Here is a 25,256-nt window from a genome sequence, read left to right on the forward strand (position 1 = left end):
GATTATCAACCGCTATCTTAAAAAGAGTCGCGGTTGATAAAGGATCTGCGGGAAACTGCACATTACCGGATTCAGCGCCACCACTGGCGAAACTTCTTGTAACGCCATGCCAGGAGCGCGACTGCCAGCAGGGCATAAATGATGGGCTGCGGTGAGAGGATCTTCACTGACCACAGGTAGTGAATCGGCGCGAGGATCGCCACCAGATAGACGAAGTTGTGTAAAAGTTGCCAACGGCGGCCCAGTTTTCGCTGCATCGCCTGCGTCGACGTCGCCGCCAGCGCCAGCAGGATCGCCCAACTGACCATGCCTAACGTCAGATAGGGGCGGTTGATAATCTCCGAGCCCAGCAGCGCCAGATTGTTAATGCCCAGCTCCAGCAGGGTATAGCTGGTCAGGTGCAGGGTCGCCCAGGCGAAACACCATAAACCTAACAGGCGGCGAACGCGAATCAATAATGGCTGTTTCGCGTAGCGCGCCAGCGGGGAGACCAGCAGCGTCGCCAGCAGAAACTTCAGCGCCATCCTGCCGGTAAAATGCTGGATATCCTTGGCCGGATCGGCGCTAAAGTAGCCCTGGTGCCCGGCCCAGAATAACCAGACCAGCGGCAAAAACCCCGCCAGATGAAGTAAAACCTTCAACCAGGCGATCTGTTTGACGGTGAAACGCACTAGAAGTTCTCCCGCAGATTCATGCCGCGATACAGCGACGCCACCTCGTCGGCATAGCCGTTAAACAGCAGCGTCGGTTGACGTTTCACATCGAGCACGCCGCCGGCACCGATAAACCGCTCGCTAGCCTGTGACCAGCGGGGGTGATCGACGTGCGGATTGACGTTGGCGAAGAAGCCGTATTCGTCCGGCGCCGCGAGGTTCCAGGTGGTCGGTGGCCGCTCGCGGGTCAGTTCAATGCTGACGATGGATTTAATGCCTTTGAAACCGTACTTCCACGGCACGGTAAGGCGGACCGGCGCGCCGTTTTGCGGCGGCAGCGCTTTGCCATACACCCCGACGGTGAGCAGCGTCAGCGGGTGCAGCGCTTCATCCAGCCGCAACCCCTCCACGTAAGGGTAAGCGAGCCCGCCGCCGATAAACCGATCTTTCTGCCCGGGCATTTGATCCGGGGCATAGAGGGTTTTGAAGGCCACATAGCGCGCGTTGCTGGTGGGCTCCACCAGCGCCAACAGCTTATGCAGCGGGAAGCCGACCCAGGGGACCACCATCGACCAGGCTTCCACGCAGCGCATACGGTAAATACGCTCTTCCAGCGGGAAGCGTTTGGTCAGATCGTCATGGTCAAGGGTCAGCGGCTTCGCCACCTCACCGCCGATGGTCAACGTCCAGGGATCGGTGCGCAGACTACCCGCGTTCGCCGCCGGATCGGCTTTATCGAGGCCGAATTCATAAAAGTTATTGTAGCCGGAGACTTTATCTTCCGGAGTAAGCGTCAGGTTAGCCTGCCATTCAGCGGGTTTAGCAAAGTCCAGGGCCTTGCCCGCCGGGGCTGGCGGACGGTCGTGGCCTTTAAACCAGTCCAGCAGGTCGGCCTGTGCGGCGGCGGGAAGCGAAAGGGCGGTCGCGCTGATGCCCAGCATTTTCAGCACCTGGCGCCGCTGGAGCATAAAAACGGATTCGGCCGTGACGTCGGCTTCCGTCAGTTTTTTTCTTTTCATGGTGTCCTCCGTCATGCGTTTCCCTAAGCATGACGGAGGCGGCGATGAATCGCGAATATGTCACGAAAAATTGCACATTAGGCGCATTCGCCACCGCCGAAGCTGGGGCGCGGTCGTCCAGGAATCATCGGAAAGTGGCGCAAGACGTTTCCTTTAACGCGCCTGACCCGGCATCTTTAGCAGGGGAAAAAAGGGGGCGGGAGGCTGGCAGGATGGAAAATTAGCAATAATGTGCGCCGCTGGCGCGGGTTTGCCATCCAGCGTCTAAAATTAAAGCGCTTCTGGCGCAGGCCGCAGGCGGGCGGCGATTGGCAAATTTTTTCTGCCGACTATACTCGCTATCGGCATACTTTCGCCGATAATACGCATTCCATTGCCAGACTCGCCATCTTTGATAGTATGCGTCGCGCTTTAAAAGGTTAATGCTAGCGTCAAGGCGCGCGCCGGCACGGGAGCCTGATGGTTCATCGGGCAGTCATTCACTCGCGGAGTTAACACAGGGATGCGATTAACGACGAAGTTCTCAGCCTTTATCACGCTGCTAACTAGCCTGACCATCTTTGTCACGCTGATTGGCGCTTCGCTGAGTTTTTACAACGGCATTGAGAACAAGGTCGAAAACCGGGTTCAGGCGGTGGCGACCATGCTGGATAACCGGCTCATCACCACCTCTTTTGATAAGCTTGAGCCGCAGCTGGATGAGCTGATGACGCCGATAGAGATCGTGCATATCGATTTCATGCTTAACGGTAAACCGCTCTACAGCCACTCCCGAACCGACAGCTACCGCCCGCTGGGCAGTCATGAGCAATTCCGTGAGATCACGGTCCCGTCGTTGAAACATCCCGGTATCACCCTGCATCTGGTCTACGTTGACCCGATGGTGAACTATTTCCGTTCGCTGTCAATCACCGCCCCGCTGTCGATCTCCATCGGCTTCATGGTGGTGATTATTTTCTTCGCCGTCCGCTGGATACGCCGCCAGCTGGCAGGTCAGGAACTGCTTGAGCTTCGTTCCACGCGCATCCTGAGCGGCGAGCGCGGGCCGCAGGTGCGCGGGTCAGTCTATGAATGGCCTGCCAGCACCAGTAGCGCGCTGGATATGCTGCTGTCGGAGCTGCAATTCGCCAGCGATCAGCGCAGCCGGATGGATACGCTGATTCGCTCCTATGCGGCACAGGATTCCAAAACCGGGCTGAACAATCGCCTGTTTTTTGACAATCAGTTGGCCACGCTGCTGGAAGATCAGGAGAAGGTGGGGGCGTACGGCATCGTGATGATGATCCGTCTGCCGGAGTTTGATCTGCTGCGGGACAACTGGGGACGAGCGGCGGCCGAAGAACATTACTTCACGCTAATCAACCTGCTCTCTACCTTTATTATGCGTTACCCTGGCGCGCTGCTGGCCCGCTATCACCGTAGCGACTTCGCCGTGCTGCTGCCGCACCGCACGTTAAAAGAGGCGGATAGCATCGCTGGACTGTTGCTGAAGGCCATGGACGCGCTGCCTCCGACGCGCATTCTCGATCGTGACGATATGATGCATATCGGCATCTGTTCTTTCCGCAGTGGACAATCGGCGGCGCAAGTGATGGAACATGCTGAAGCAGCAACGCGCAACGCGGTGCTGCAGGGCAGCAACAGCTGGTCGGTCTATGACGATACCCTTCCGGAGAAAGGCCGCGGCAACGTTCGCTGGCGGACGCTGATCGAACAGATGCTGAGCCGCGGCGGGCCGCGGTTGTATCAGAAACCCGCCGTCACTCGCGATGGCCGGGTGCATCACCGTGAACTGATGTCGCGGATGTACGACGGTAAGGAAGAGGTGATCGCCGCCGAGTATATGCCGATGGTGCTGCAGTTTGGCCTGGCGGAGGAGTATGACCGCCTGCAGGTGACGCGCCTGCTGCCATTTTTAGGCTTCTGGCCCGAGGAGAATCTGGCGCTCCAGCTGTCGGTGGAGTCGCTGATCCGTCCGCGATTCCAGCGCTGGCTGCGTGATGCTCTGATGCAGTGCGAAAAATCGCAGCGTCAGCGGATTATTTTTGAACTTGCTGAGGCAGATGTTTGTCAATATATCGGCCGTCTACAGCCGGTTATGCGGTTGGTTAACGCGCTTGGCGTTCGGGTGGCGGTGGTTCAGGCAGGGTTAACCCTGGTGGGAACTAGCTGGATCAAGCAGCTGGATGCGGAGCTGATCAAACTGCATCCGGGGCTGGCGCGCAACATCGAAAAGCGCAGCGAGAACCAGCTGCTGGTGCAAAGCCTGGTGGAAGCCTGTAAAGGCATGCCTATGCAAGTTTTTGCGACGGGCGTACGCAGCCGCAGCGAGTGGCTGGTACTGTCCCAATGCGGTGTCACGGGCGGGCAGGGGGAATTTTTTGCCGCCTCACAGCCACTTGACACAAATGTGAAAAAATATTCGCAAAGATACTCGGTTTGATCTGCCGTTTAGCGTGATTTCACGTAGAATAACGCGCGCCATCGTGAAGGGGGTGTGCTTGTCTACCTGCCGGATCATCGCAATGTAAATGCCAGTGACCCTCCTTTGACAGGTTACAAATTCAGGCGTGGAGCGCTGCTGAAGATTTCAGCAATGAACGGAGTCGGAAAAATTTGTAACAAAGGAAATGAACTGCACTAATTTTCACCGCAGCAGGTGATTTTTGCGCCTTGTCGCTGCTGCGTGTGGTTGGTAAAGTAAGCGGATTTTGTTTTCCGCCCCAGCTTTCAGGATTATCCCTTAGTATGTTAAAAAAATTTCGTGGCATGTTTTCCAATGACCTGTCCATTGACCTGGGTACTGCGAATACCCTTATTTACGTAAAAGGACAAGGCATCGTATTGAATGAGCCTTCCGTGGTGGCCATTCGTCAGGATCGTGCCGGATCGCCGAAAAGCGTCGCCGCCGTGGGTCATGAAGCGAAGCAGATGCTCGGCCGTACCCCGGGTAATATCGCGGCGATTCGCCCGATGAAGGACGGCGTTATCGCTGACTTCTTCGTGACGGAAAAGATGCTGCAGCACTTTATAAAACAAGTGCACAGCAACAGCTTTATGCGCCCGAGCCCGCGCGTACTGGTCTGCGTGCCGGTTGGCGCCACCCAGGTTGAGCGTCGTGCTATCCGTGAATCCGCGCAGGGCGCAGGCGCTCGCGAAGTGTTCCTGATTGAAGAACCGATGGCGGCCGCGATCGGCGCTGGCCTGCCGGTTTCTGAAGCGACCGGTTCCATGGTGGTGGATATCGGCGGCGGTACCACCGAGGTGGCGGTTATCTCCCTGAACGGCGTGGTTTACTCTTCTTCCGTGCGTATCGGCGGCGACCGTTTCGACGAAGCCGTCATCAATTACGTGCGTCGTAACTACGGCTCCCTGATCGGTGAAGCGACCGCTGAGCGTATCAAACATGAAATCGGTTCGGCTTATCCGGGCGATGAAGTGCGTGAAATTGAAGTGCGCGGCCGTAACCTGGCGGAAGGCGTGCCACGCGGTTTCACCCTGAACTCAAACGAAATTCTTGAAGCGCTGCAGGAGCCGCTGACCGGCATCGTGAGCGCGGTCATGGTTGCCCTTGAGCAGTGCCCGCCGGAACTGGCGTCTGATATCTCCGAGCGCGGGATGGTTCTCACCGGCGGTGGTGCGCTGCTGCGCAACCTGGACCGTCTGTTAATGGAAGAAACCGGTATTCCAGTCGTGGTTGCTGAAGATCCGCTGACCTGCGTAGCGCGTGGCGGCGGCAAGGCGCTGGAAATGATCGACATGCACGGCGGCGACCTGTTTAGCGAAGAGTAGTCAGCCTGAAGGTCCGGGGTGGCTTACGCGCTGCCCCAGGTCTTTACTGACACGAGAATACGCATAGCCTATGAAGCCAATTTTTAGCCGTGGCCCCTCGCTACAGATTCGCCTTATTCTGGCGGTGCTGGTGGCGCTTGGCGTGATTATCGCCGACAGCCGCCTGGGTACGTTCAGTCAAATCAGAACGTACATGGATACAGCCGTCAGCCCTTTCTACTTTGTCTCTAATGGTCCCCGGGAACTGCTCGACAGCGTATCGCAGACGCTGGCTACCCGTGACCAGCTCGAACTGGAAAACCGCGCGCTGCGTCAGGAGCTGTTGTTGAAAAACAGCGATCTGCTGATGCTGGGCCAGTACAAGCAGGAGAACGCACGCCTGCGTGAACTGCTTGGCTCGCCGCTGCGCCAGGACGAGCAAAAAATGGTGACCCAGGTCATCTCAACGGTCAACGACCCCTACAGCGATCAGGTGGTTATCGATAAGGGCAGCGTCAACGGCGTCTACGAAGGCCAGCCGGTTATCAGCGATAAAGGCGTGGTGGGGCAGGTCGTGGCGGTAGCGAAAATGACCAGCCGGGTACTGCTGATCTGTGATGCCACCCATGCGTTGCCGATCCAGGTCCTGCGTAACGACATTCGCGTCATTGCCGCCGGTAACGGCTGCACCGACGACCTCCAGCTTGAGCATCTGCCGGCCAATACCGATATTCGCGTCGGCGATGTGCTGGTGACCTCCGGTCTTGGCGGCCGTTTCCCGGAAGGGTACCCGGTTGGGGTTGTCTCTTCAGTGAAACTGGACACCCAGCGCGCCTACACGGTGATCCAGGCGCGTCCGACGGCCGGTCTGCAGCGTTTGCGCTATCTGTTGCTGCTGTGGGGCGCCGATCGCAATGGCGCTAACCCGATGACTCCGGAAGAGGTTCATCGCGTGGCTAACGAACGCCTGATGCAGATGATGCCGCAGGTGTTGCCTGCGCCGGATGCGATGGGGCCGCAGATGCCGGCGCCCGCCACCGGGCTGACGCCGTCTCAGCCGTCGCAGCCTGCAGGGGGGCAATAGTGGCAAGTTACCGTAGCCAGGGACGCTGGGTTATCTGGCTCTCGTTTCTTATCGCGCTATTGCTGCAAATTATGCCCTGGCCGGCGGACATCAGCGTTTTCCGGCCCAACTGGGTATTATTGATCCTGCTGTACTGGATCCTCGCGCTGCCGCACCGGGTGAACGTGGGGACGGGCTTCGTGATGGGGGCTATTCTTGATCTCATCAGCGGCTCGACGCTGGGCGTTCGCGCGCTGTCCTTAAGCATCGTCGCCTATCTGGTGGCGCTGAAGTATCAGCTGTTCCGTAACCTGGCGCTGTGGCAACAGGCGCTGGTGGTCATGCTGTTATCCCTCGCCGTGGATATCATTGTTTTCTGGGCAGAGTTTTTAGTGATCAACGTCTCTTTCCGTCCGGAAGTATTCTGGAGTAGTGTAGTAAACGGTATCCTCTGGCCATGGCTCTTCCTGCTGATGCGTAAAGTGCGTCAGCAATTTGCAGTGCAATAAGGTTGATATGACAACTCTGTATCTTGCTTCTGGTTCCCCGCGTCGGCAGGAACTGCTGACTCAGCTTGGTCTCGCGTTCGAGCGTCTGGTTCCTGGTATCGAGGAGCAGCGCCAGCCGCAGGAGAGCGCACAGCACTATGTCGTCCGTCTGGCGCGTGAAAAGGCGCAGGCCGGAGTGGCGCTGGCATCGCGGGATTTGCCGGTGTTGGGAGCGGATACGATTGTTATTTTGAACGGCGAAGTGCTGGAAAAACCGCGCGACGCCGAACACGCTGCAGCGATGCTGCGCCTGCTTTCCGGCCAAACCCATCAGGTCATGACCGCGGTGGCGCTGGCGGATAAGCAGCAGACGTTGGATTGTCTGGTGGTCACGGAAGTGACCTTCCGAACGCTCAGCGAGCAGGATATCGCCGATTATGTGGCCAGCGGCGAGCCTTTAGATAAAGCAGGTGCATACGGTATTCAAGGGTTGGGTGGCTGCTTCGTCAGGAAGATTAATGGCAGCTATCACGCCGTAGTCGGCTTACCGCTGGTGGAAACGTATGAGTTGCTCAGTAACTTTAACTCACTGCGTAAAGAAAAGGGATAAAGATGACGGCTGAATTATTAGTGAACGTAACGCCATCCGAAACGCGCGTTGCGTATATTGATGGCGGTATTCTGCAGGAAATCCATATTGAGCGTGAAGCGCGACGCGGAATAGTAGGCAATATCTACAAAGGTCGTGTTAGCCGAGTGCTGCCGGGAATGCAGGCGGCTTTTGTAGATATTGGTCTGGATAAGGCGGCGTTCCTCCACGCCTCCGATATCATGCCGCATACCGAATGCGTTGCCGGTGAGGAGCAAAAGCAGTTTACCGTGCGCGATATTTCGGAGCTGGTGCGTCAGGGCCAGGACCTGATGGTTCAGGTGGTTAAAGATCCGCTCGGTACCAAAGGCGCGCGTCTGACCACCGATATTACCCTGCCTTCCCGCTATCTGGTTTTTATGCCAGGCGCCTCCCATGTGGGGGTCTCTCAGCGGATTGAAAGCGAAGCCGAGCGCGAGCGGCTGAAAAAGGTCGTGGCAGAGTACTGCGACGAGCAGGGCGGGTTTATCATTCGCACCGCCGCGGAAGGGGTCCACGAGCAGGAGATGGCCGCCGATGCCGCCTATCTTAAGCGCGTATGGACCAAAGTGATGGAGCGCAAAAAGCGCAACCAGACCCGCTATCAGCTGTACGGCGAGCTGGCCCTGGCTCAGCGCGTGTTGCGGGATTTTGCCGATGCGCATCTCGATCGTATTCGCGTCGACTCGCGGCTGACCTATGAGGCGCTGCTGGAATTTACCGCCGAATATATCCCGGAAATGACCAGCAAGCTGGAACACTACAGCGGCCGTCAGCCGATATTCGATCTCTTTGACGTTGAGAACGAAATTCAGCGCGCGCTGGAGCGTAAAGTCGAGCTCAAGTCCGGGGGCTATCTGATCATCGACCAGACCGAGGCGATGACCACCATCGATATCAACACCGGAGCGTTTGTTGGGCACCGCAATCTTGACGATACTATCTTCAATACCAATATCGAAGCCACCCAGGCGATAGCCCGCCAGCTGCGTTTGCGTAACCTCGGCGGCATTATCATCATTGATTTCATCGACATGAACAATGAAGACCATCGCCGGCGGGTGTTGCACTCCCTGGAGCAGGCCCTCAGCAAAGACCGGGTGAAGACCAGCATCAACGGTTTCTCCCAGCTGGGTCTGGTGGAGATGACGCGGAAACGCACCCGCGAAAGCGTGGAGCATGTGCTGTGCAACGAATGCCCGACCTGCCACGGACGCGGAACGGTAAAGTCCGTGGAAACGGTATGCTATGAGATTATGCGTGAGATCGTTCGCGTGCATCATGCTTATGATTCCGATCGCTTCCTGGTCTATGCTTCCCCTGCGGTGGCGGAAACTCTGAAAGGGGAAGAGTCGCATGCGCTGGCGGAAGTGGAGATCTTTGTCGGCAAGCAGGTGAAGGTACAAATTGAGCCGCTCTATAATCAAGAGCAGTTCGATGTGGTTATGATGTAATACACCGCGTCATTGTGCGGCTGACAAGGAGAGAGGCGTGAGGCGACTGCCCGGGATTTTATTGCTCACCGTGGCAACATTGATTGTTATCGTCGCGCTGCTGGTGAGTGGCTTGCGTCTCGTGTTGCCGCAGCTCGACGCCTGGCGTCCGCAGCTGCTGGAGAAAATCTCCGCCCTCACCGGCACGCCGGTGGATGCCTCGCAGATCGCCGCCAGCTGGCAAACTTTTGGCCCAACATTAGATGTCCGCGATATTCATGTTGGGCTGAAGGATGGCGGGACAATGGCGGTCAAGCGCGTGACCCTGGCGCTGGACGTCTGGCAAAGTCTGCTGCATATGCGCTGGCAGTTTCGCGATCTCACCTTCTGGCAGCTGCAGGTCCATACCAATACCCCGATTCAGACCAATGACGGCGGCGAAAGTCTGAAAACCGACCGCATCAGCGATCTCTTTTTACGTCAGTTCGACCACTTTACTCTGCGCGACAGCCATCTGAGCTTCCTGACCATTTCTGGTCAGCGGGCGGAGCTGGCGGTCCCGCAGCTGACCTGGCTTAACGGCAGGAACCGTCACCGCGCCGAGGGGCAGCTCAGCCTTTCCAGTCTCACCGGCCAGCATGGCGTCATGCAGGTGCGGATGGATCTCCGCGATGAGGATGGCCTGCTGAATAAAGGCCGGGTCTGGCTGCAGGCTGACGATATTGACGTCAAACCCTGGCTGGGCCGCTGGATGCAGGACAATATCGCGCTGAAAAGCGCCCGCTTCAGCCTCGAAGGCTGGATGACTATTGAAAAAGGCGATGTAGCCAGCGGCGACGTATGGCTGAAAAAAGGGGGCGCCAGCTGGCAAGGGGATAGCGAGGTTCATCATCTGTCAGTGGATAACCTGACGGCGCATCTCTCTCACGACAAGCAGAGCTGGGGCTTCTATATTCCCGATACGCGGATCGCGATCGACGATAAACCGTGGCCAAGCGGCGCGCTGGCGATGGCGTGGATCCCGGGGCAGGATGTCGGTGGCGACGGTCATCAGCGTAGCGATGAATTACGTATTCGCGCCAGCAATTTAGCGCTCAGTGGCCTGAGCGGATTGCAGCCGTTTGCCGATAAGCTGGCGCCTTCTTTGGGCGAACTCTGGCGCACCACGCAGCCCAGCGGCAAAATCAATCTGCTGGCTCTCGATATTCCCCTGCAGGCGACGGAGAAAACGCGCTTTCAGGCGCAGTGGAGCGATCTGGCGTGGAAGCAGTGGAAACTCCTGCCGGGAGCGGAACACTTTTCCGGCAGCCTGAATGGCAGCGTGGAGCACGGGGAACTGCGCGCCCGCATGACGAAGGCGCAAATGCCGTATGCCGGAGTTTTCCGGGCCCCGCTGGAGATCGCCGCTGGCGAAGCCACCCTCAGCTGGGTGAAAAATGACAAAGGCTTTATGCTTGATGGCCGCGATATTGACGTGCAGGCGACGGGGGTACGCGCCCGCGGCGGCTTCCGCTATCTGCAACCGCAGGGGGACGATCCGTGGCTGGGCATTCTGGCGGGGATCAGCACCAACGATGGCGGCCAGGCGTGGCGTTACTTCCCGGAAAACCTGATGGGCAAAGCGCTGGTGGACTATCTCAGCGGCGCGATTAAAGCCGGGCAGGCCCGCGATGCGACGCTGGTGTATGGCGGTAACCCACATCTGTTCCCGTATCCGCACAATGAAGGCCAGTTCCAGGTTTACGTCCCGCTGAAGAATGCCACTTTCGCTTTTCAACCGGACTGGCCGGCGCTGACCGGGCTGAATATCGACCTCAATTTTATCAACAGCGGCCTGTGGATGCGGGCGGATAAAGCGATGCTCGGCAATGTGACCGCCAGCAATCTCGATGCCGTGATCCCGGATTATGCGCAGGAAAAACTGCTGATTGATGCTGACATCAAAGGCCCGGGCAAAGAGGTGGGCCCTTATTTCAACACCACGCCATTGAAAGCGTCGCTCGGGGCAGCGCTGGATTCCCTGCAGCTGGATGGGGATGTGAGCGCTCGCTTACATCTGAATATCCCCCTCGATGGCGAGATGACCACCGCGAAAGGCGATGTACGGCTGCAGAATAATACCTTGTTTATCAAACCATTAGATACTACGCTGCAGAACCTGAGCGGTAATTTCAGCTTTGTGAATGGCGATCTCAATAGTCAAACGTTGAGCGCGACCTGGTTTAATCAGCCGCTGAACCTCAATTTTACCACCCGCGAAGGTGAAAAAGCGTTTCTGGTGGATGTCGGGATGAATGCCACCTGGCAGCCGTCGCGCACCGGACTGCTGCCGAAAGCGGTTAATGAGACGCTGAGCGGTAGCGTTCCGTGGGATGGCAAGGTCGCTATCGAACTGCCGTACCATGGCAATGCCAGCTATAAGGTTGATATCAATGGCGATCTGAAGAATGTGAGCAGTCACTTACCTTCACCGGTCAACAAGTCCGCTGGCGAACCCCTGCCGGTCAAAATTAACGTCGCCGGCGGTCTGAGCAGCTTCGACCTGACCGGATCCGTTGGCGCGAAGAATCATATCAACAGCCGCTGGTTGCTGAACCGTAAGCTGACGCTGGACAGAGCGATCCTCACGACGGATAGCAAAGGCCTCTCTCCGCTGCCCGACCAGCCCGGCGTTGAACTCAATCTGCCGCCGATGGATGGCGCGCAATGGCTGGCGCTGTTCCAGAAGGGCGCGGCGAATGAAGTCAGCAGCAGTGTCCTCTTTCCACCGCGCATTGTGCTGCGTACGCCGTCGCTGGCGCTGGCCGGCCAGCAATGGAACAACGTCAGTCTGATGTCGCAGCCGGTCGCCGGCGGCTCGCAGGTTGAGGCGCAGGGGCGTGAGATCAACGCCACCCTGACGATGCGCGACAATGCCCCGTGGCTGGCAAATGTGCGTTATCTCTATTTCAACCCGGCCAGCGCCAGCGGCAAGGGCGGAACGGAGAACGTGACTTCTCAGGCGGAGACGCGGCTGGATTTCCACGGCTGGCCCGATCTGCAACTGCGCTGCGCGGAATGCTGGCTGTGGGGGCAAAAATATGGCCGCATCGACGGCGATGTGACGATCAAGGGCGATACCTTAACGCTCTCCAACGGCCTGGTGGATACCGGGTTTGGCCGGCTGACGACCGACGGCGTGTGGGTTAACGCCCCTTCCGGGGTGCGCACCTCGCTGAAAGGCAGACTGCATGGCAATAAAACGGATGAATTTGCGGATTTCTTTGGCGTTTCCACACCGGTGAAGGATTCGCCGTTTGATATCGACTACGATCTCCACTGGCGCGCGCCGCCCTGGTCACCCGATGTCGCCTCGCTCAATGGGATCATTAAAAGCCACCTCGGCAAGGGGCAGTTTACCGACCTGAGTACCGGACATGCAGGCCAGCTGCTGCGTTTGCTGAGCGTCGATGCCCTACTGCGCAAACTGCGCTTCGACTTCAGCGATACCTTCAGCGAAGGTTTTTACTTTGACTCGATTAACAGTACGGCATGGATTAAGGATGGCGTACTGCATACCGATGATACGCTGGTGGATGGTCTGGAGGCGGACATTGCCATGAAAGGGTCGGTCGATCTGGTGCGTCGCCAGCTGGATCTGCAGGCGGTGGTCGCGCCGGAGATCTCCGCGACCGTCGGCGTGGCGGCGGCTTTTGCTGTCAACCCGATTGTCGGCGCGGCGGTGTTTGCCGCCAGCAAGGTGCTGGGGCCGCTGTGGAATAAAGTCTCGATACTGCGCTATCGCATCACCGGCCCGATTGACCAGCCGCAGATCAATGAAGTGCTGCGCCAGGCGCGCAGCAACAAAAAGCAATGATTTGACGATTGCCGGGAATTGCCGCAATCTCAATAGATAGCCTTCTGTATTTCCGCCTGTCAGGCGGCAACAAACGAGTAGCATAACGATGAGTCTGAACCTGGTAAGTGAACAATTACTGTCGGCAAATGGCCTGAATCATCAGGACCTGTTTGCCATTCTTGGTCAACTGACCGAGCGCCGCCTCGATTACGGCGATCTTTATTTTCAGTCGAGCTATCACGAATCCTGGGTTCTGGAAGACAGCATCATTAAAGATGGGTCGTACAATATCGACCAGGGCGTAGGCGTGCGCGCCGTCAGCGGCGAAAAAACAGGCTTTGCCTACGCTGACCAGATCAGCAAGCTGGCGCTGGAGCAGAGCGCCCAGGCGGCGCGGACCATTGTGCGCGAGACCGGCAATGGCAAAGTACAGACCCTCGGCGCCGTAGAGCACAGCGCCCTCTATACCACCATCGACCCGCTGCAGAGTATGAGCCGGGAAGAGAAGCTGGATATTCTCCGCCGGGTCGACAAAGTCGCTCGCGCGGCGGATCAGCGTGTGCAGGAGGTTTCGGCCAGCCTGAGCGGCGTCTATGAACTGATTCTGGTGGCCGCCACCGACGGCACTCTGGCCGCGGACGTTCGTCCGCTGGTGCGCCTCTCGGTCAGCGTACTGGTGGAAGAGGAGGGCAAACGCGAGCGCGGCAGCAGCGGCGGCGGCGGGCGTTTTGGCTATGACTATTTCCTCGCCTCTCAGGAGGGCGAAGTGCGGGCCGACGCCTGGGCGAAAGAAGCGGTGCGCATGGCGCTGGTTAACCTCTCGGCGGTCGCCGCCCCGGCGGGAATGCTGCCGGTGGTGCTCGGCGCCGGCTGGCCTGGCGTCCTGCTGCACGAAGCGGTCGGTCATGGCCTGGAAGGCGATTTCAACCGTCGCGGCACCTCGGTCTTTAGCGGCCATATGGGGGAATTAGTCGCCTCTGAGCTGTGCACCGTTGTGGACGACGGCACCATCGTCGACCGTCGTGGCTCGGTGGCTATCGATGATGAAGGCACGCCGGGTCAATACAATGTGCTGATCGAAAACGGCATCCTGAAAGGCTACATGCAGGATAAACTCAATGCGCGTCTGATGGGCGTCGCGCCGACCGGCAACGGCCGCCGTGAATCCTATGCCCATCTGCCGATGCCGCGTATGACCAACACCTATATGCTGGCGGGCCAGTCCACGCCGCAGGAGATTATCGAGTCGGTGGACTATGGTATCTTCGCGCCTAACTTCGGCGGCGGGCAGGTGGATATCACCTCCGGTAAGTTTGTCTTCTCCACCTCCGAGGCCTATCTGATCGAAAAAGGCAAGGTCACGAAGGCGGTGAAAGGGGCTACCCTGATCGGCTCCGGGATTGAGACCATGCAGCAGATTTCGATGGTGGGTAACGATCTGCGTCTGGATAACGGCGTCGGCGTCTGTGGCAAAGAGGGCCAGAGCGTGCCGGTGGGCGTTGGCCAGCCGACCCTGAAGGTCGATAATCTTACCGTCGGCGGCACCGCCTGATCCTGACCGGGTTCCCGGCGTCGCCGGGAACCGCTTCAGCGGGCGATCCCTCTCCCGTGCATCCCCTGATAGATCTTCGCCACGTCGACAAAATATTCCGTCAGATAGTTGATACAGACCTGCACTTTCAGCGGCAGTTTATCCTTTTCGGTGTACAGGGCGTAAACCGGCCGCGGATCGGACTGGTAGCTCGGCAGCAGGATCTCAAGCTCACCACGATTGATCTCTTCGATCGCCCACATCAACGGCACATAGGCGATACCCACCCCGGCGGTCAGCCAGCGCACCAGCGTCATGGGGTCGTTGGTCACAAAGCGCCCCTGTGGGGTCAGGCGGGTTGAGATCCCTTCCGGCGCGATAATGACAAACTCATTGTCCGGCCGCACGCTATATTCCAGCCAGGCATGCCCGGTAAGATCGGCCGGTTTCTCCGGATTGCCAGCCTGCGCCAGATAGCTTTTCGCGGCGCATAATACCATCGGCATTGATCCCAGGCGGCGGGAAAAAAGGCTGGAATCCTGCAGGGCACCCACGCGGATCACCACGTCAAGACCGTCGGCGATCAGGTCCGGCGCAGGTATGCCGGTGACCAGATTGACGGAGAGCCCGGGGTATTCTTTCAGCATTTTCGCCGTTATGCGCGCCAGAACATTCTGTGCCATAGTTGAAGAGCAGCCGATACGCAGCGTCCCGATGGGGGTGTTGTTAAATGCGTATAATTGCTCATGGACATCCTGCGCTTCAAACAGCATCCTACGGCAGCCCTGATAGTAAATTTTACCCGCTTCCGTTAAGCCAAGGCTGCGGGTGCTGCGGTTGAGCAGCTTCACCTGCAGTTCATCTTCCAGTTTGGCGACGGTCTGACTGATTGAGGAAACGCTCATCTGAAGCTGGCGGGCCGCTGCGGTGAAGGAACCTAATTCGACCACTTTGGCGAAAACGGACATGCGCTTTAATCGTTCCATTATTCACTCTGGCTTAAAAGTGATTTAGATCACACATTGTAGATAATGCGGCAATCGTTACGTTAATATATTGTTAGCTACATAATAAACGCATCTGCTCACTACCTGTACGCTTCTTATTCAAGGTCATCATGAGTCTGTTTCCTGTCATCGTGATTTTCGGCTTATCGTTTCCGCCGATCTTCTTCGAGTTGCTGTTGTCGCTGGCCATCTTCTGGCTGGTGCACCGATTGCTGGTTCCGACCGGCATTTACGATTTTGTCTGGCACCCTGCACTGTTTAATACGGCGCTATATTGCTGCCTTTTTTATTTGATATCGCGCTTGTTCGTTTGAGGTTGATGTGAAAACACTAACAAGAAATATCCTCCGTACTGCTATTACCGTGATACTGGTCATTTTGGCCTTCGTAGCGATTTTCCGCGCCTGGGTTTACTACACCGCCTCGCCGTGGACGCGGGATGCGCGCTTTAGCGCCGACATTGTGGCCATTGCCCCCGACGTCTCCGGGCTGATCTCCCAGGTAAACGTCAAGGATAACCAACTGGTTAAGAAAGACCAGGTATTGTTCGTTATTGACCAGCCTCGTTACCAAAAAGCGCTGGCGCAGGCGGAAGCCGATGTTGCCTACTACCAGACGTTAGCCCAGGAAAAACGTGTCGAAGCCGGTCGGCGTAATAAGCTTGGCGTCCAGGCGATGTCGCGGGAAGAGATTGACCAGGCGAACAATGTGCTGCAGACGGTTGAGCATCAGCTGGCGAAAGCGGTGGCCAGCCGCGACCTGGCCAGACTGGACCTGGAGCGCACGGAGATTCGCGCCCCTGCGGATGGTTGGGTAACCAACCTTAACGTCTATACCGGGGAATTTATCACCCGCGGCTCCACGGCGGTGGCGCTGGTGAAAGAGAATACATTTTACGTCATGGCCTATCTGGAAGAGACCAAACTGGAAGGCGTCCGTCCTGGCTACCGGGCGGAAATTACCCCGCTTGGCAGCAGCAAAACCATTAAAGGCACGGTGGACAGTATCGCTGCGGGGGTAACCAACGCCAGCAGCAGCAGCGACTCGAAAGGGATGGCCTCGGTGGATTCCAACCTTGAATGGGTGCGTCTGGCGCAGCGTGTGCCGGTACGTATTCGTCTTGACCACCAGCAGGGGAATCTGTGGCCATCGGGCACCACGGCGACGGTGGTGATCACCGGTAAAGAAGACCGTGATACCAGCCAGGCCAACTTCTTCCAGAAACTGGCTATGCGCCTGCGCGAATTCGGTTAATCGCTATGGGGACATATACTATTGCTCCCCAGCATCTCCGCTTTGCCATTAAGCTTGCATGCGCGGTGGTGCTGGCGCTGTTCGTCGGCTTCCATTTTCAGCTCGAAACGCCGCGCTGGGCGGTGCTGACCGCGGCAATCGTCGCCGCTGGCCCGGCCTTTGCCGCCGGGGGAGAGCCATACTCCGGCGCGATCCGCTATCGCGGCATGTTGCGTATTGCCGGGACCTTTATCGGCTGTATTGCGGCGCTGGTTATCATCATCCTGATGATCCGCGCCCCTCTGCTGATGATGCTGGTATGCTGCCTGTGGGCCGGGTTTTGTACCTGGGTTTCGTCGCTGGTCAAGGTCGAAAACTCCTATGCCTGGGGACTGGCCGGCTACACCGCGCTGATTATCATTATTACCATCCACACCGATCCGATGCTGGCGCCGCAGTTTGCCGTTGAGCGCTGCAGCGAAATTGTCATCGGGATTGTCAGCGCCATCGTCGCCGATCTGCTTTTCTCCCCGCGTTCGATTAAAAAAGAGATCGACCTTGAGCTGGATAACCTGCTGATTGCCCAGTATAAGCTGATGCAGTTATGCGTTGCGCACGGCGAAAAAGAGGAAGTGGATCAGGCCTGGGGAGCGCTGGTGCGTCGTACCACGGCGCTGGAAGGCATGCGCAGTAACCTGATTATGGAATCCTCTCGCTGGGCTAAGGCGAATCAACGCCTGAAGGCGATCAATACCCTCTCGCTAACGCTTATCACCCAGGCTTGCGAAACCTACCTGATTCAGAACTCGCGACCGGAAATGGTGACGGACGACTACCGCGCGCTGTTTGCTGAGCCGGTTGAGACAGTGCAGGATGTTCACCAGCAGCTGAAGCGTATGCGTCGCTTCCTGACCTGGAAAGGCGAGCATAATACGCCGGTCACCATCTACAGCTGGGTAGGCGCAGCCACCCGTTACCTGCTGCTTAAGCGTGGCGTGGTGGGCAATACCAAAATCAGCCGCATCGAAGACGGTGTATTGCGCGGCGAAACGGTGGTTAAAGTGGAGTCCGCCGAGCGTCACCACGCGATGGTGAACTTCTGGCGCACCTCCGTCTCCTGTATCCTCGGGACGCTGTTCTGGCTGTGGACGGGCTGGACCTCAGGCAGCGGGGCGATGGTAATGATTGCCGTGGTTACCGCGCTGGCGATGCGTCTACCTAACCCGAGAATGGTGGCGATAGACTTCCTCTACGGTACTCTGGCGGCGTTACCGCTGGGTACCCTGTACTTTCTGGTGATCATGCCGGCGACGCAGCAGAGTATGCTGCTGCTCTGTATCAGCCTGGCGGCGATGGCGTTTTTTATCGGTATCGAAGTGCAGAAAAGGCGCCTCGGATCGCTGGGAGCGCTGGCGAGCACCATCAACATTCTGGTGCTGGATAACCCGATGCAGTTCCAGTTCAGCCAGTTCCTCGATAGCGCGCTGGGGCAGATCGTCGGCTGTTTCCTCGCTCTGATGGTTATTCTGATTGTCAGGGATAACTCCCGGGCCAGAACCGGTCGGGTGCTGCTGAACCAGTTTGTCTCCGCGGCGGTCTCTTCGCTGACCACCAACTCGGCGCGTCGCAAAGAGAATCATCTGCCCGCGCTCTATCAGCAGCTGTTTTTGTTGCTCAACAAATTTCCCGGCGATGTCGCCCGTTTCCGTCTGGCATTGACGTTAATCATTGCCCACCAGCGCCTGCGCGATGCGCCCGTGCCGGTGAACGAGGATTTGTCGGCGTTCCATCGCCAGCTGCGACGTACTGCGGATCATGTGATCTCCGCCGGGAGCGATGATAAGCGTCGGCGCTACTTTACCCGGCTGCTGGCGGAGCTTGATGTTTATCAGGAGAAGCTGCGGGTCTGGGAGGCTTCGCCGCAGGTGACCGAGCCGGTACGGCGACTGGTTGAGATGTTGCACAAGTACCAGCATGTGCTGACCAGCAGTTAACCCATAAACCGACGCCCAGGCGTCGGTTTTTTTATCGCTATACTTAACGGCGACAGGAAGAGAAGCGGGAGGGGCTGTCATGACCACCTATACGTTTGATTTTGACGAAATCGCCGAGCAACAGGATTTCTACCGGGAGTTCTCCCGGACCTTCGAGCTGGCTCAGGATAAGGTCAACAACCTTGATTCGCTATGGGACGCGGTGACCGGTGGGCTACTGCCGCTGCCGCTGGACATTGAGTTCATCCATTTAAATGACAAGCAGCGTCGGCGCTTTGGGGCATTAATTTTATTATTTGATGAAGCAGAGGAAGAGCTGGAGGGGGAGTTACGTTTTAACGCCCGTCAGGCATAAAAAAGCCCCCGGCAGGCGGGGGCAAGTCGTCGAAATAAGACGACGAGGGTTTATTTGTACAGCTCAGCGGTGGCGTGCCAGCTATCGCCGGTACGTGCTTCAATAATACGGTAGCTGCTGGCGCCTTCTTTCTCGGCTTTAGCGGCTAGTTCCTGACGCATGTCCATTGGCGCACTACCTACCTGGGAAACCGAGATGGTGCCCATGGACTGCAGGTTTTGTGCTTGTTCCGCGTTCACTTGTTGAACGGCCGCACTTGCGCCGAAAGAGAGAAGGGAAGCCAGGCCAAGGGATGCGATGATCATTGCGCGTTTCATAATCTTTACTCCAGTCTTTGTTTCGCCGCGGCGGGCGATGAATGGGGCCGGGCCGCGGTAGAGAATTTTTGTCGGTTAATCGTTGACGATCTAAAACTTATTTATACAGCTCAGCAGTGGCATGCCAGTGGTCGCCAGTGCGGGCTTCGATAATGCGGTAAGAAGAAGCTCCTTCTTCCTGCGCTTTTTTGTTCAGCATTTCATGCATATCCATCGGGGATGATGCTACCGCGCCGACGGATACTGTGCCGATGGCCTCGCGGCCCTGGGCCTGCTCGCTGTTGATAACGTTAGCGGCGAAAGCGCCAAACGACATGACGGACAGGATGCTGAGAGCTGCTACAGTGGTTTTGATTTTCATGATGTTCACCTCGTCGAATCTTTTTGTTGAGGGTCTTTGTTTCGTGACCCTCATCACAAAAACAAGTATACACTAATCACCAAAAATATTAATACCATGCTAATTGTTTTGTGCGTTAATAGTTACAATGGATTGCGCTTTTTATAACCGATAAGAATTAAAAATGACAAGTCGTAGACGGAGATAAGTTTTATTTCTAATAAAATCATAAAGGTATACGATTTTGATCTTTTGTGCGTTTTAGGCGTTTGCCTTACGTAAAAGAACGTATAGACAGGCTAAATCACACAAAATGTTAAATTTTTGTTGAGTTGAAAGGGGGGGAGAGAGAAGAGGGAGTAATCCACCCTCTGACGGTTGCCAGAGGGGAATGCTCAGAGTTCCTGTTCGAACAGTACCAGGATAGCGTCGTGCAGATCTTTCACTGTGAAACCACGCGCTGGCGTGGTGAAGATGGTGTCATCCCCGGCGATGCTGCCAAGAATACCTTCCGCCTTGCCCAGCGAGTCGAGAAGACGGGCGATCAGTTGCGCTGCCCCGGGGCTGGTATGGATCACCACGACGGCATCGTTATAGTCGATATCCAGCACCAGATTTTTCAGCGGGCTGGAGGTGGTCGGCACGCCAAGCTCGGCAGGCAGGCAATAGACCATTTCCATTTTGGCGTTACGGGTACGAACCGCGCCAAATTTGGTGAGCATGCGGGAAACCTTCGATTGGTTGATATTCTCGAAGCCCTCTTCCTGCAGCGCCTGAACGATCTCTCCCTGCGAGCTGAATTTCTCTTCTTTAAGCAGCGCTTTAAACGCTTTAACCAGTTCTTCTTGTTTTGCCGAACTTCGCATAAGTCACCCAGATTATGGTGGTAAAATCAACATCATTATGCATAACCGTGAATTTTTATGCAAATAATCCGCGAAGGGATAGGTCAATAATGTTATGAAGGGGGCATATTTTAGCAAAAAAACCGTATAAGGAACATGTTCTCATCACAACGCTTAAAGCCATGTAAAAGTAAATGAAATGTTATTGAGTTGGTGTTGTTTTGCGCAACTGGCTGGGTGTATTGTAACCAATAGTCGATCCGGTACTTCGCTTTGCTGGATGGTCAGTCAGGAAGCATAACGTGCGCCGCTGTTCTATTGCTACGCACAATCATGCATTCTTCAGCCATAATCATTGTAATTGTTCATCTTGTGAATTAAGGTCCAGGCGACGGAATAACGAAAGACTAAATTAACCATAATAAGGAGTTTAGGATGAAAGTTGCAGTCCTTGGCGCTGCCGGTGGTATCGGCCAGGCGCTTGCCCTACTACTTAAGACCCAACTGCCTTCAGGTTCAGAGCTCTCGTTGTACGACATCGCTCCGGTTACGCCGGGCGTGGCGGTAGATCTAAGTCATATCCCCACAGATGTAAAAATTAAAGGATTTTCCGGTGAAGATGCTACCCCGGCGCTGGAAGGCGCTGATGTGGTGCTGATCTCCGCGGGCGTAGCGCGTAAGCCCGGCATGGATCGTTCAGACCTGTTTAATGTGAATGCGGGTATCGTTAAGAACCTCGTGCAGCAGATTGCCAAAACCTGCCCGCAGGCCTGCATCGGCATTATCACCAACCCGGTGAATACCACCGTGGCTATCGCCGCCGAAGTGCTGAAAAAAGCTGGCGTGTACGATAAAAACAAACTGTTCGGCGTGACTACGCTGGACATCATCCGCTCCAATACCTTTGTGGCGGAGCTGAAAGGTAAATCGGCAACCGAGGTGGAAGTCCCGGTTATTGGCGGTCACTCCGGGGTCACCATTCTGCCTTTACTGTCGCAGATCCCGGGCGTCAACTTTAGCGATCAGGAAGTGGCCGATCTGACTAAACGCATTCAAAACGCCGGTACCGAGGTCGTGGAAGCGAAAGCGGGCGGTGGGTCGGCGACTTTGTCGATGGGTCAGGCGGCTGCGCGCTTTGGTCTCTCTCTGGTTCGCGCCATGCAGGGAGAAAAAGGTGTAGTGGAGTGTGCCTACGTGGAAGGCGACGGCGAGTATGCGCGTTTCTTCTCCCAGCCGCTGCTGCTGGGGAAAAACGGCGTGGAAGAGCGTCAGTCTATCGGCAAACTCAGCGCCTTTGAGCAACAGGCGCTGGAAGGCATGCTGGACACCCTGAAGAAAGATATCGCGCTCGGCGAAGACTTCGTTAACAAGTAACCTCGCACGTGCAAAAAAGCCGGAACCGTTGTTCCGGCTTTTTATTGCCTTGCATTCATGGTGACCGGGTTTCTGGTCAGATTCCCGGCCGATCCGGTATCTAGCGAATAACGTAGCCCCAGCCGGAGAGCCGCTTAGTTGGTGGCCGGGTATTCCTGGACGGCGATATGGAGCGTGATTTTCTTATCATCACGCATGATGACCACCGGAATTTCCGATCCCGGACGGATCTCGGCCACCTGATCCATCGTTTCCAGTGCAGAGACCGCAGGTTTGTCATTCACGGAGATGATCACGTCGTTGGCGCGGATCCCCGCCTGTGCGGCCGGTCCGTCCGGCGCGACATCGTTAACCACGATCCCCTGGATCTGATCGATCCCGCCGCCCTGCGCGTGTAGCGGGGCGATCTCCCGGCCGCTAATGCCGATATAGCCGCGGATCACCCGGCCATCGCGGATCAGCTTATCCATAATTTTGGTCGCTAACTGGAACGGGATCGCAAAACCAATGCCTTCTGGCGTTTCGCCGTCGTTGCTCTTATCAAAGGAGAGGGTGTTAATGCCCATCAGCTCGCCTAGGGAGTTCACCAGCGCCCCGCCGGAGTTACCGTGGTTGATCGACGCGTCAGTCTGCAGGAAATTCTGGCGCCCGGTGGGGTTGAGGCCAATGCGCCCTGTGGCGCTGATGATCCCCTGGGTGATGGTCTGTCCCAGGTTATAGGGGTTGCCAATCGCCAGCACCACATCGCCAATATGCGGGGTGCGTTTCGGGTTGATCGGGATCACCGGCAGCCCGCCGGTGGCGTTGATCTTCAGCACCGCGAGGTCGGTCAGGGAATCGGAGCCTACCAGCAGCGCTTCGAAGACCCGGCCGTCCTGCAGCGCGACGATAATCTGGTCGGCATCGTTAATCACATGCTTGTTGGTCAGGATATAGCCGCGCTGGTCCATGATCACCCCGGAGCCAAGCGTCAGCTGATTATGGCTGGTGCTGTTCAGGGCGCGGTTATAGACGTTCACTACGGCGGGCGCCGCGCGGCGTACGGCGGCGTTATAGCTCGCAGGGGAGTCGTCTGCCGTATCGTTCTGAGTGGTCGGCGCCAGCTGCCACTGGCGCAGCGAAGGCATCAAGGCCAACAGCAGGCCCCCGACAAGCAAACCGATGAGTACTGAACGTAATAACTTTCCAGGCATGATGCAGATATCGTTAATGAATGGTCAGGCGCAGCATAGCATGAGTTGTCCGGACATCGCACATGGCGGCGATGTCCGGGGAGACAATCAGCGCAGCAGCAGATAGATGCTTTCGTTGCCGCGGATCACGTTCAGGGCGATGACCGGCGGTTTGCCTTCGAGCACTTTGCGTAGTTCGGCAATCGAATGAATACGCTCCCGGTTAAGGCCAATGATAATGTCATCCTTATGCAGGCCGACCTGGGCGGCGGCGCTGCCTTTATCGACATTATCGATCACCACCCCTTTGGTACCATCTTTCATCTGACCGTCACTAAACGAGGCACCCTGCAGAGCCGGGATAATCAGCTCAGCGCTGGCGGTGGAGGAGGTGCTCTTATCCAGCGTCACTTCGACATCGACCGGTTTTCCGTCGCGCAGCAGGCCCAGTTTGACTTTGGTCCCCGGCTCGGTAGTGGCAATGCGCGAGCGCAGCTCGGCAAAACTGTTCAGCGGTTTGCCGTTCAGGCTAACGATGACGTCGCCGGATTTGATCCCCGCTTTGGCGGAGCCGGAGTTTGGCAGCACTTCACTGACGAAGGCGCCGCGCTGAACGTTGAGGTTCATCGCCTTGGCGATATCGGCGCTCATTTCCATGCCTTTAATGCCCAGCAGGCCGCGCTTGATTTCGCCAAACTGAATGAGCTGGTCGGCGAGGGTTTTCGCCATGTTGCTCGGGATGGCGAAGCCGATGCCGATGCTGCCGCCGCCCGGCGCCAGGATCGCGGTGTTGATCCCGATAAGCTCGCCGTTGAGGTTCAACAGCGCGCCGCCGGAGTTGCCGCGGTTGATGGAGGCATCGGTCTGGATGAAATTCTCCAGCCCTTCAAGGTTCAGGCCGCTACGGCCAAGGGCAGAGATAATGCCGGAGGTGGCGGTCTGGCCAAGGCCGAACGGGTTGCCGACGGCGACGGCGAAGTCGCCGACGCGCAGTTTATCGGAGTCAGCAATGGCGATTTGCGTCAGGTTTGACGGCTTAATCAGCTGCAACAGAGCAATGTCGCTCTGTTCATCGCTGCCGACCAGTTTGGCATCAAATTCACGGCCATCGTTCAGCTGGACGCTGATCTTCTGCGCCTGATTGATGACGTGATTATTGGTCAGCACATAGCCTTTCGCTGCGTCGATGATGACGCCGGACCCGAGCCCTTCGAACGGCTGCGCTTGTTCTTGCGGGGCGTTATCGCCAAAATATTTCTTCAGCTCTTCCGGCATATTGAGCGTCGGCGAGGCAGTGCCTTCCACCTGCACGCTGACTACCGCCGGCAGGACCTTTTCCAGCATCGGCGCCAGGCTTGGTAACGCGCCCTGGCCGGGCACCTGAGTCGGTAAGGATGCTGCTGCCGGAGGCAGAACCGACAACGATAACCCAATGCTTAACGCTAACGCACTCAACAGCAAAGTCTGTTTCTTCATTAGATGCTGGCTCTCGTAACCTGAGGTGTATGGAAAAATGTCCTGAATAACCTGATGTTATTGAATTTTTGCGCAGGTAACAATGTGGGGACTGGTTTAAATTGTAGCCGGGAAGTGGGGGAAGGAGCGGGCGCGATGGGCGCGCCCGGAGAATATTTTAGCAGAGGCGATCGATTAATCGCGTTTTGCGCCACCGCGCAGTAAACCGGATGCGCCTTCGGAGTAGTCGCGCGGCATCTGGACCGGCGCCTGATCGTTGCTGGCTTCAGACTCTGCCAGGCGGTTGCGGAACGGGTTGGCGTCTGCCATGGAATCCGGCAGCAGGTTGTTAGAGCTTTTCGCCATATGCTGATACAGCTGACGGTAGTCGTGCGCCATGTTATCCAGCAGCTCGGCGCTGCGCGCAAAATGGCTGACCAGCTCTTCACGGTACTCTTCAAGCTCGGCTTTATTCTTTTCCAGTTCGAACTGCAGCGCCTGCTGCTGGCGCAGTTTGCGGTTGCCGAAACGCATGGCGACGGCACCAATGATGATACCGACGACTAACCCAATTAGCGCGTATTCCCAGGTCATGAACATCTCCCGTTGTATTGTGGTTCCGTAGGGTGGCTCTTAGGCTCTCCGCCTGCGCCCGATAGTGCCACTATAACCGCTAATTCCACAGAAGTGGAATCCTGGCGTATCATCGCGTAGTGTAGAACGGCCTTTTTTTCGTCAAT

23 protein-coding genes are annotated in these 25,256 nt (G+C 56.9%); 14 read left to right on the forward strand and 9 right to left on the reverse strand.

The genetic code is table 11. The annotated features are described in order from the left end of the window. Positions 1-71 precede the first annotated feature (71 nt). A complete protein-coding gene (gene msrQ, locus GT756_RS11745; protein WP_004206245.1) occupies positions 72-671 on the reverse strand; it encodes a protein-methionine-sulfoxide reductase heme-binding subunit MsrQ in 600 nt (199 codons plus the stop codon). Then, positions 671-1,672: a protein-methionine-sulfoxide reductase catalytic subunit MsrP gene (msrP, locus tag GT756_RS11750; protein WP_017899937.1), complete on the reverse strand. Its 1,002-nt coding sequence runs from the start codon at positions 1,670-1,672 to the stop codon at positions 671-673. The genes msrQ and msrP overlap by 1 nt, the downstream gene beginning before the upstream one ends. A gap of 231 nt (positions 1,673-1,903) precedes the next feature. Here msrP and GT756_RS11755 point away from each other — a divergent pair, with 231 nt between their 5' ends. The 9 genes from GT756_RS11755 (at position 1,904) to tldD (ending at position 14,445) form a co-directional block, all read left to right on the forward strand. Then, positions 1,904-2,095: a hypothetical protein gene (locus tag GT756_RS11755; protein ID WP_032429221.1), complete on the forward strand. Its 192-nt coding sequence runs from the start codon at positions 1,904-1,906 to the stop codon at positions 2,093-2,095. Between the two features lie 79 nt (positions 2,096-2,174). Next, complete coding sequence (gene csrD, locus GT756_RS11760; RefSeq protein WP_004206243.1) at positions 2,175-4,115, forward strand: RNase E specificity factor CsrD; 1,941 nt, start codon at positions 2,175-2,177, stop codon at positions 4,113-4,115. 305 nt (positions 4,116-4,420) lie between these two features. Then, positions 4,421-5,464 (forward strand): rod shape-determining protein MreB, encoded by a 1,044-nt coding sequence (mreB, locus tag GT756_RS11765; RefSeq protein WP_002918653.1) that lies wholly within the window; start codon positions 4,421-4,423, stop codon positions 5,462-5,464. A 70-nt stretch (positions 5,465-5,534) separates the two neighbouring features. Next, entirely contained in the window at positions 5,535-6,527 is a 993-nt protein-coding gene (gene mreC, locus GT756_RS11770) for a rod shape-determining protein MreC (RefSeq protein WP_004206242.1), read from the forward strand. After that, the gene (gene mreD / locus GT756_RS11775; RefSeq protein WP_002918648.1) at positions 6,527-7,015 is read left to right on the forward strand and encodes a rod shape-determining protein MreD; all 489 of its coding nucleotides are present in this window, start codon (positions 6,527-6,529) and stop codon (positions 7,013-7,015) included. Before mreC ends, mreD begins: the two co-directional genes overlap by 1 nt. A gap of 7 nt (positions 7,016-7,022) precedes the next feature. Beyond that, on the forward strand, positions 7,023-7,604 hold the full coding sequence (locus tag GT756_RS11780; RefSeq protein WP_004206240.1) for a nucleoside triphosphate pyrophosphatase: 582 nt from the start codon (positions 7,023-7,025) through the stop codon (positions 7,602-7,604). A gap of 2 nt (positions 7,605-7,606) precedes the next feature. Beyond that, a complete protein-coding gene (gene rng / locus GT756_RS11785; protein ID WP_004206239.1) occupies positions 7,607-9,076 on the forward strand; it encodes a ribonuclease G in 1,470 nt (489 codons plus the stop codon). 37 nt (positions 9,077-9,113) lie between these two features. Continuing rightward, positions 9,114-12,911 (forward strand): AsmA2 domain-containing protein YhdP, encoded by a 3,798-nt coding sequence (gene yhdP, locus GT756_RS11790; RefSeq protein ID WP_064150914.1) that lies wholly within the window; start codon positions 9,114-9,116, stop codon positions 12,909-12,911. A gap of 88 nt (positions 12,912-12,999) precedes the next feature. Continuing rightward, complete coding sequence (tldD, locus tag GT756_RS11795; RefSeq protein WP_160124815.1) at positions 13,000-14,445, forward strand: metalloprotease TldD; 1,446 nt, start codon at positions 13,000-13,002, stop codon at positions 14,443-14,445. A gap of 35 nt (positions 14,446-14,480) precedes the next feature. Here the strand turns inward: tldD and aaeR are convergent, their stop codons facing one another. Next, positions 14,481-15,410: an HTH-type transcriptional activator AaeR gene (gene aaeR, locus GT756_RS11800; protein ID WP_004206235.1), complete on the reverse strand. Its 930-nt coding sequence runs from the start codon at positions 15,408-15,410 to the stop codon at positions 14,481-14,483. Between the two features lie 131 nt (positions 15,411-15,541). Between aaeR and aaeX the strand changes: the two genes are divergently transcribed. From aaeX to GT756_RS11820, 4 genes are all read left to right on the forward strand, one after another. Beyond that, entirely contained in the window at positions 15,542-15,745 is a 204-nt protein-coding gene (gene aaeX, locus GT756_RS11805) for a p-hydroxybenzoic acid efflux pump operon protein AaeX (RefSeq protein ID WP_002918640.1), read from the forward strand. 7 nt (positions 15,746-15,752) lie between these two features. Continuing rightward, positions 15,753-16,685: a p-hydroxybenzoic acid efflux pump subunit AaeA gene (gene aaeA / locus GT756_RS11810; RefSeq protein ID WP_004206234.1), complete on the forward strand. Its 933-nt coding sequence runs from the start codon at positions 15,753-15,755 to the stop codon at positions 16,683-16,685. Positions 16,686-16,690: 5 nt separating this feature from the next. After that, positions 16,691-18,658: a p-hydroxybenzoic acid efflux pump subunit AaeB gene (gene aaeB, locus GT756_RS11815; protein ID WP_160124816.1), complete on the forward strand. Its 1,968-nt coding sequence runs from the start codon at positions 16,691-16,693 to the stop codon at positions 18,656-18,658. A 79-nt stretch (positions 18,659-18,737) separates the two neighbouring features. Then, positions 18,738-19,013 carry a barstar family protein gene (locus tag GT756_RS11820; protein ID WP_002918629.1) on the forward strand — a complete coding sequence of 92 codons (276 nt, stop codon included), beginning with the start codon at positions 18,738-18,740 and terminating at the stop codon, positions 19,011-19,013. Between the two features lie 50 nt (positions 19,014-19,063). On the opposite strand, the gene yhcN-B is transcribed toward GT756_RS11820, so the two are convergent. The 3 genes from yhcN-B to argR all read right to left on the reverse strand — a co-directional run bounded on the left by yhcN-B (position 19,064) and on the right by argR (position 20,536). Further along, positions 19,064-19,330 carry a DUF1471 family stress response protein YhcN-B gene (yhcN-B, locus tag GT756_RS11825; protein WP_002918627.1) on the reverse strand — a complete coding sequence of 89 codons (267 nt, stop codon included), beginning with the start codon at positions 19,328-19,330 and terminating at the stop codon, positions 19,064-19,066. Between the two features lie 97 nt (positions 19,331-19,427). Beyond that, a complete protein-coding gene (gene yhcN, locus GT756_RS11830) occupies positions 19,428-19,691 on the reverse strand; it encodes a peroxide/acid stress response protein YhcN (RefSeq protein WP_160124817.1) in 264 nt (87 codons plus the stop codon). Between the two features lie 374 nt (positions 19,692-20,065). Next, positions 20,066-20,536 (reverse strand): transcriptional regulator ArgR, encoded by a 471-nt coding sequence (gene argR, locus GT756_RS11835; RefSeq protein ID WP_002918625.1) that lies wholly within the window; start codon positions 20,534-20,536, stop codon positions 20,066-20,068. A gap of 414 nt (positions 20,537-20,950) precedes the next feature. Here argR and mdh point away from each other — a divergent pair, with 414 nt between their 5' ends. Then, a complete protein-coding gene (gene mdh / locus GT756_RS11840; protein ID WP_049003425.1) occupies positions 20,951-21,889 on the forward strand; it encodes a malate dehydrogenase in 939 nt (312 codons plus the stop codon). Positions 21,890-22,023: 134 nt separating this feature from the next. Here mdh and degS read toward each other — a convergent pair whose 3' ends face one another. The 3 genes from degS to zapG form a co-directional block, all read right to left on the reverse strand. Beyond that, positions 22,024-23,082: an outer membrane-stress sensor serine endopeptidase DegS gene (gene degS, locus GT756_RS11845; RefSeq protein WP_002918568.1), complete on the reverse strand. Its 1,059-nt coding sequence runs from the start codon at positions 23,080-23,082 to the stop codon at positions 22,024-22,026. Positions 23,083-23,169: 87 nt separating this feature from the next. Next, the gene (gene degQ, locus GT756_RS11850) at positions 23,170-24,537 is read right to left on the reverse strand and encodes a serine endoprotease DegQ (protein ID WP_017899931.1); all 1,368 of its coding nucleotides are present in this window, start codon (positions 24,535-24,537) and stop codon (positions 23,170-23,172) included. Positions 24,538-24,711: 174 nt separating this feature from the next. Beyond that, positions 24,712-25,110 carry a Z-ring associated protein ZapG gene (gene zapG / locus GT756_RS11855; RefSeq protein ID WP_004206227.1) on the reverse strand — a complete coding sequence of 133 codons (399 nt, stop codon included), beginning with the start codon at positions 25,108-25,110 and terminating at the stop codon, positions 24,712-24,714. Between the last annotated feature and the right edge of the window lie 146 nt (positions 25,111-25,256).

This window comes from Klebsiella sp. Q2 (genome assembly GCF_009900705.1).
Classification (GTDB): Bacteria; Pseudomonadota; Gammaproteobacteria; order Enterobacterales; family Enterobacteriaceae; genus Klebsiella; species Klebsiella quasipneumoniae.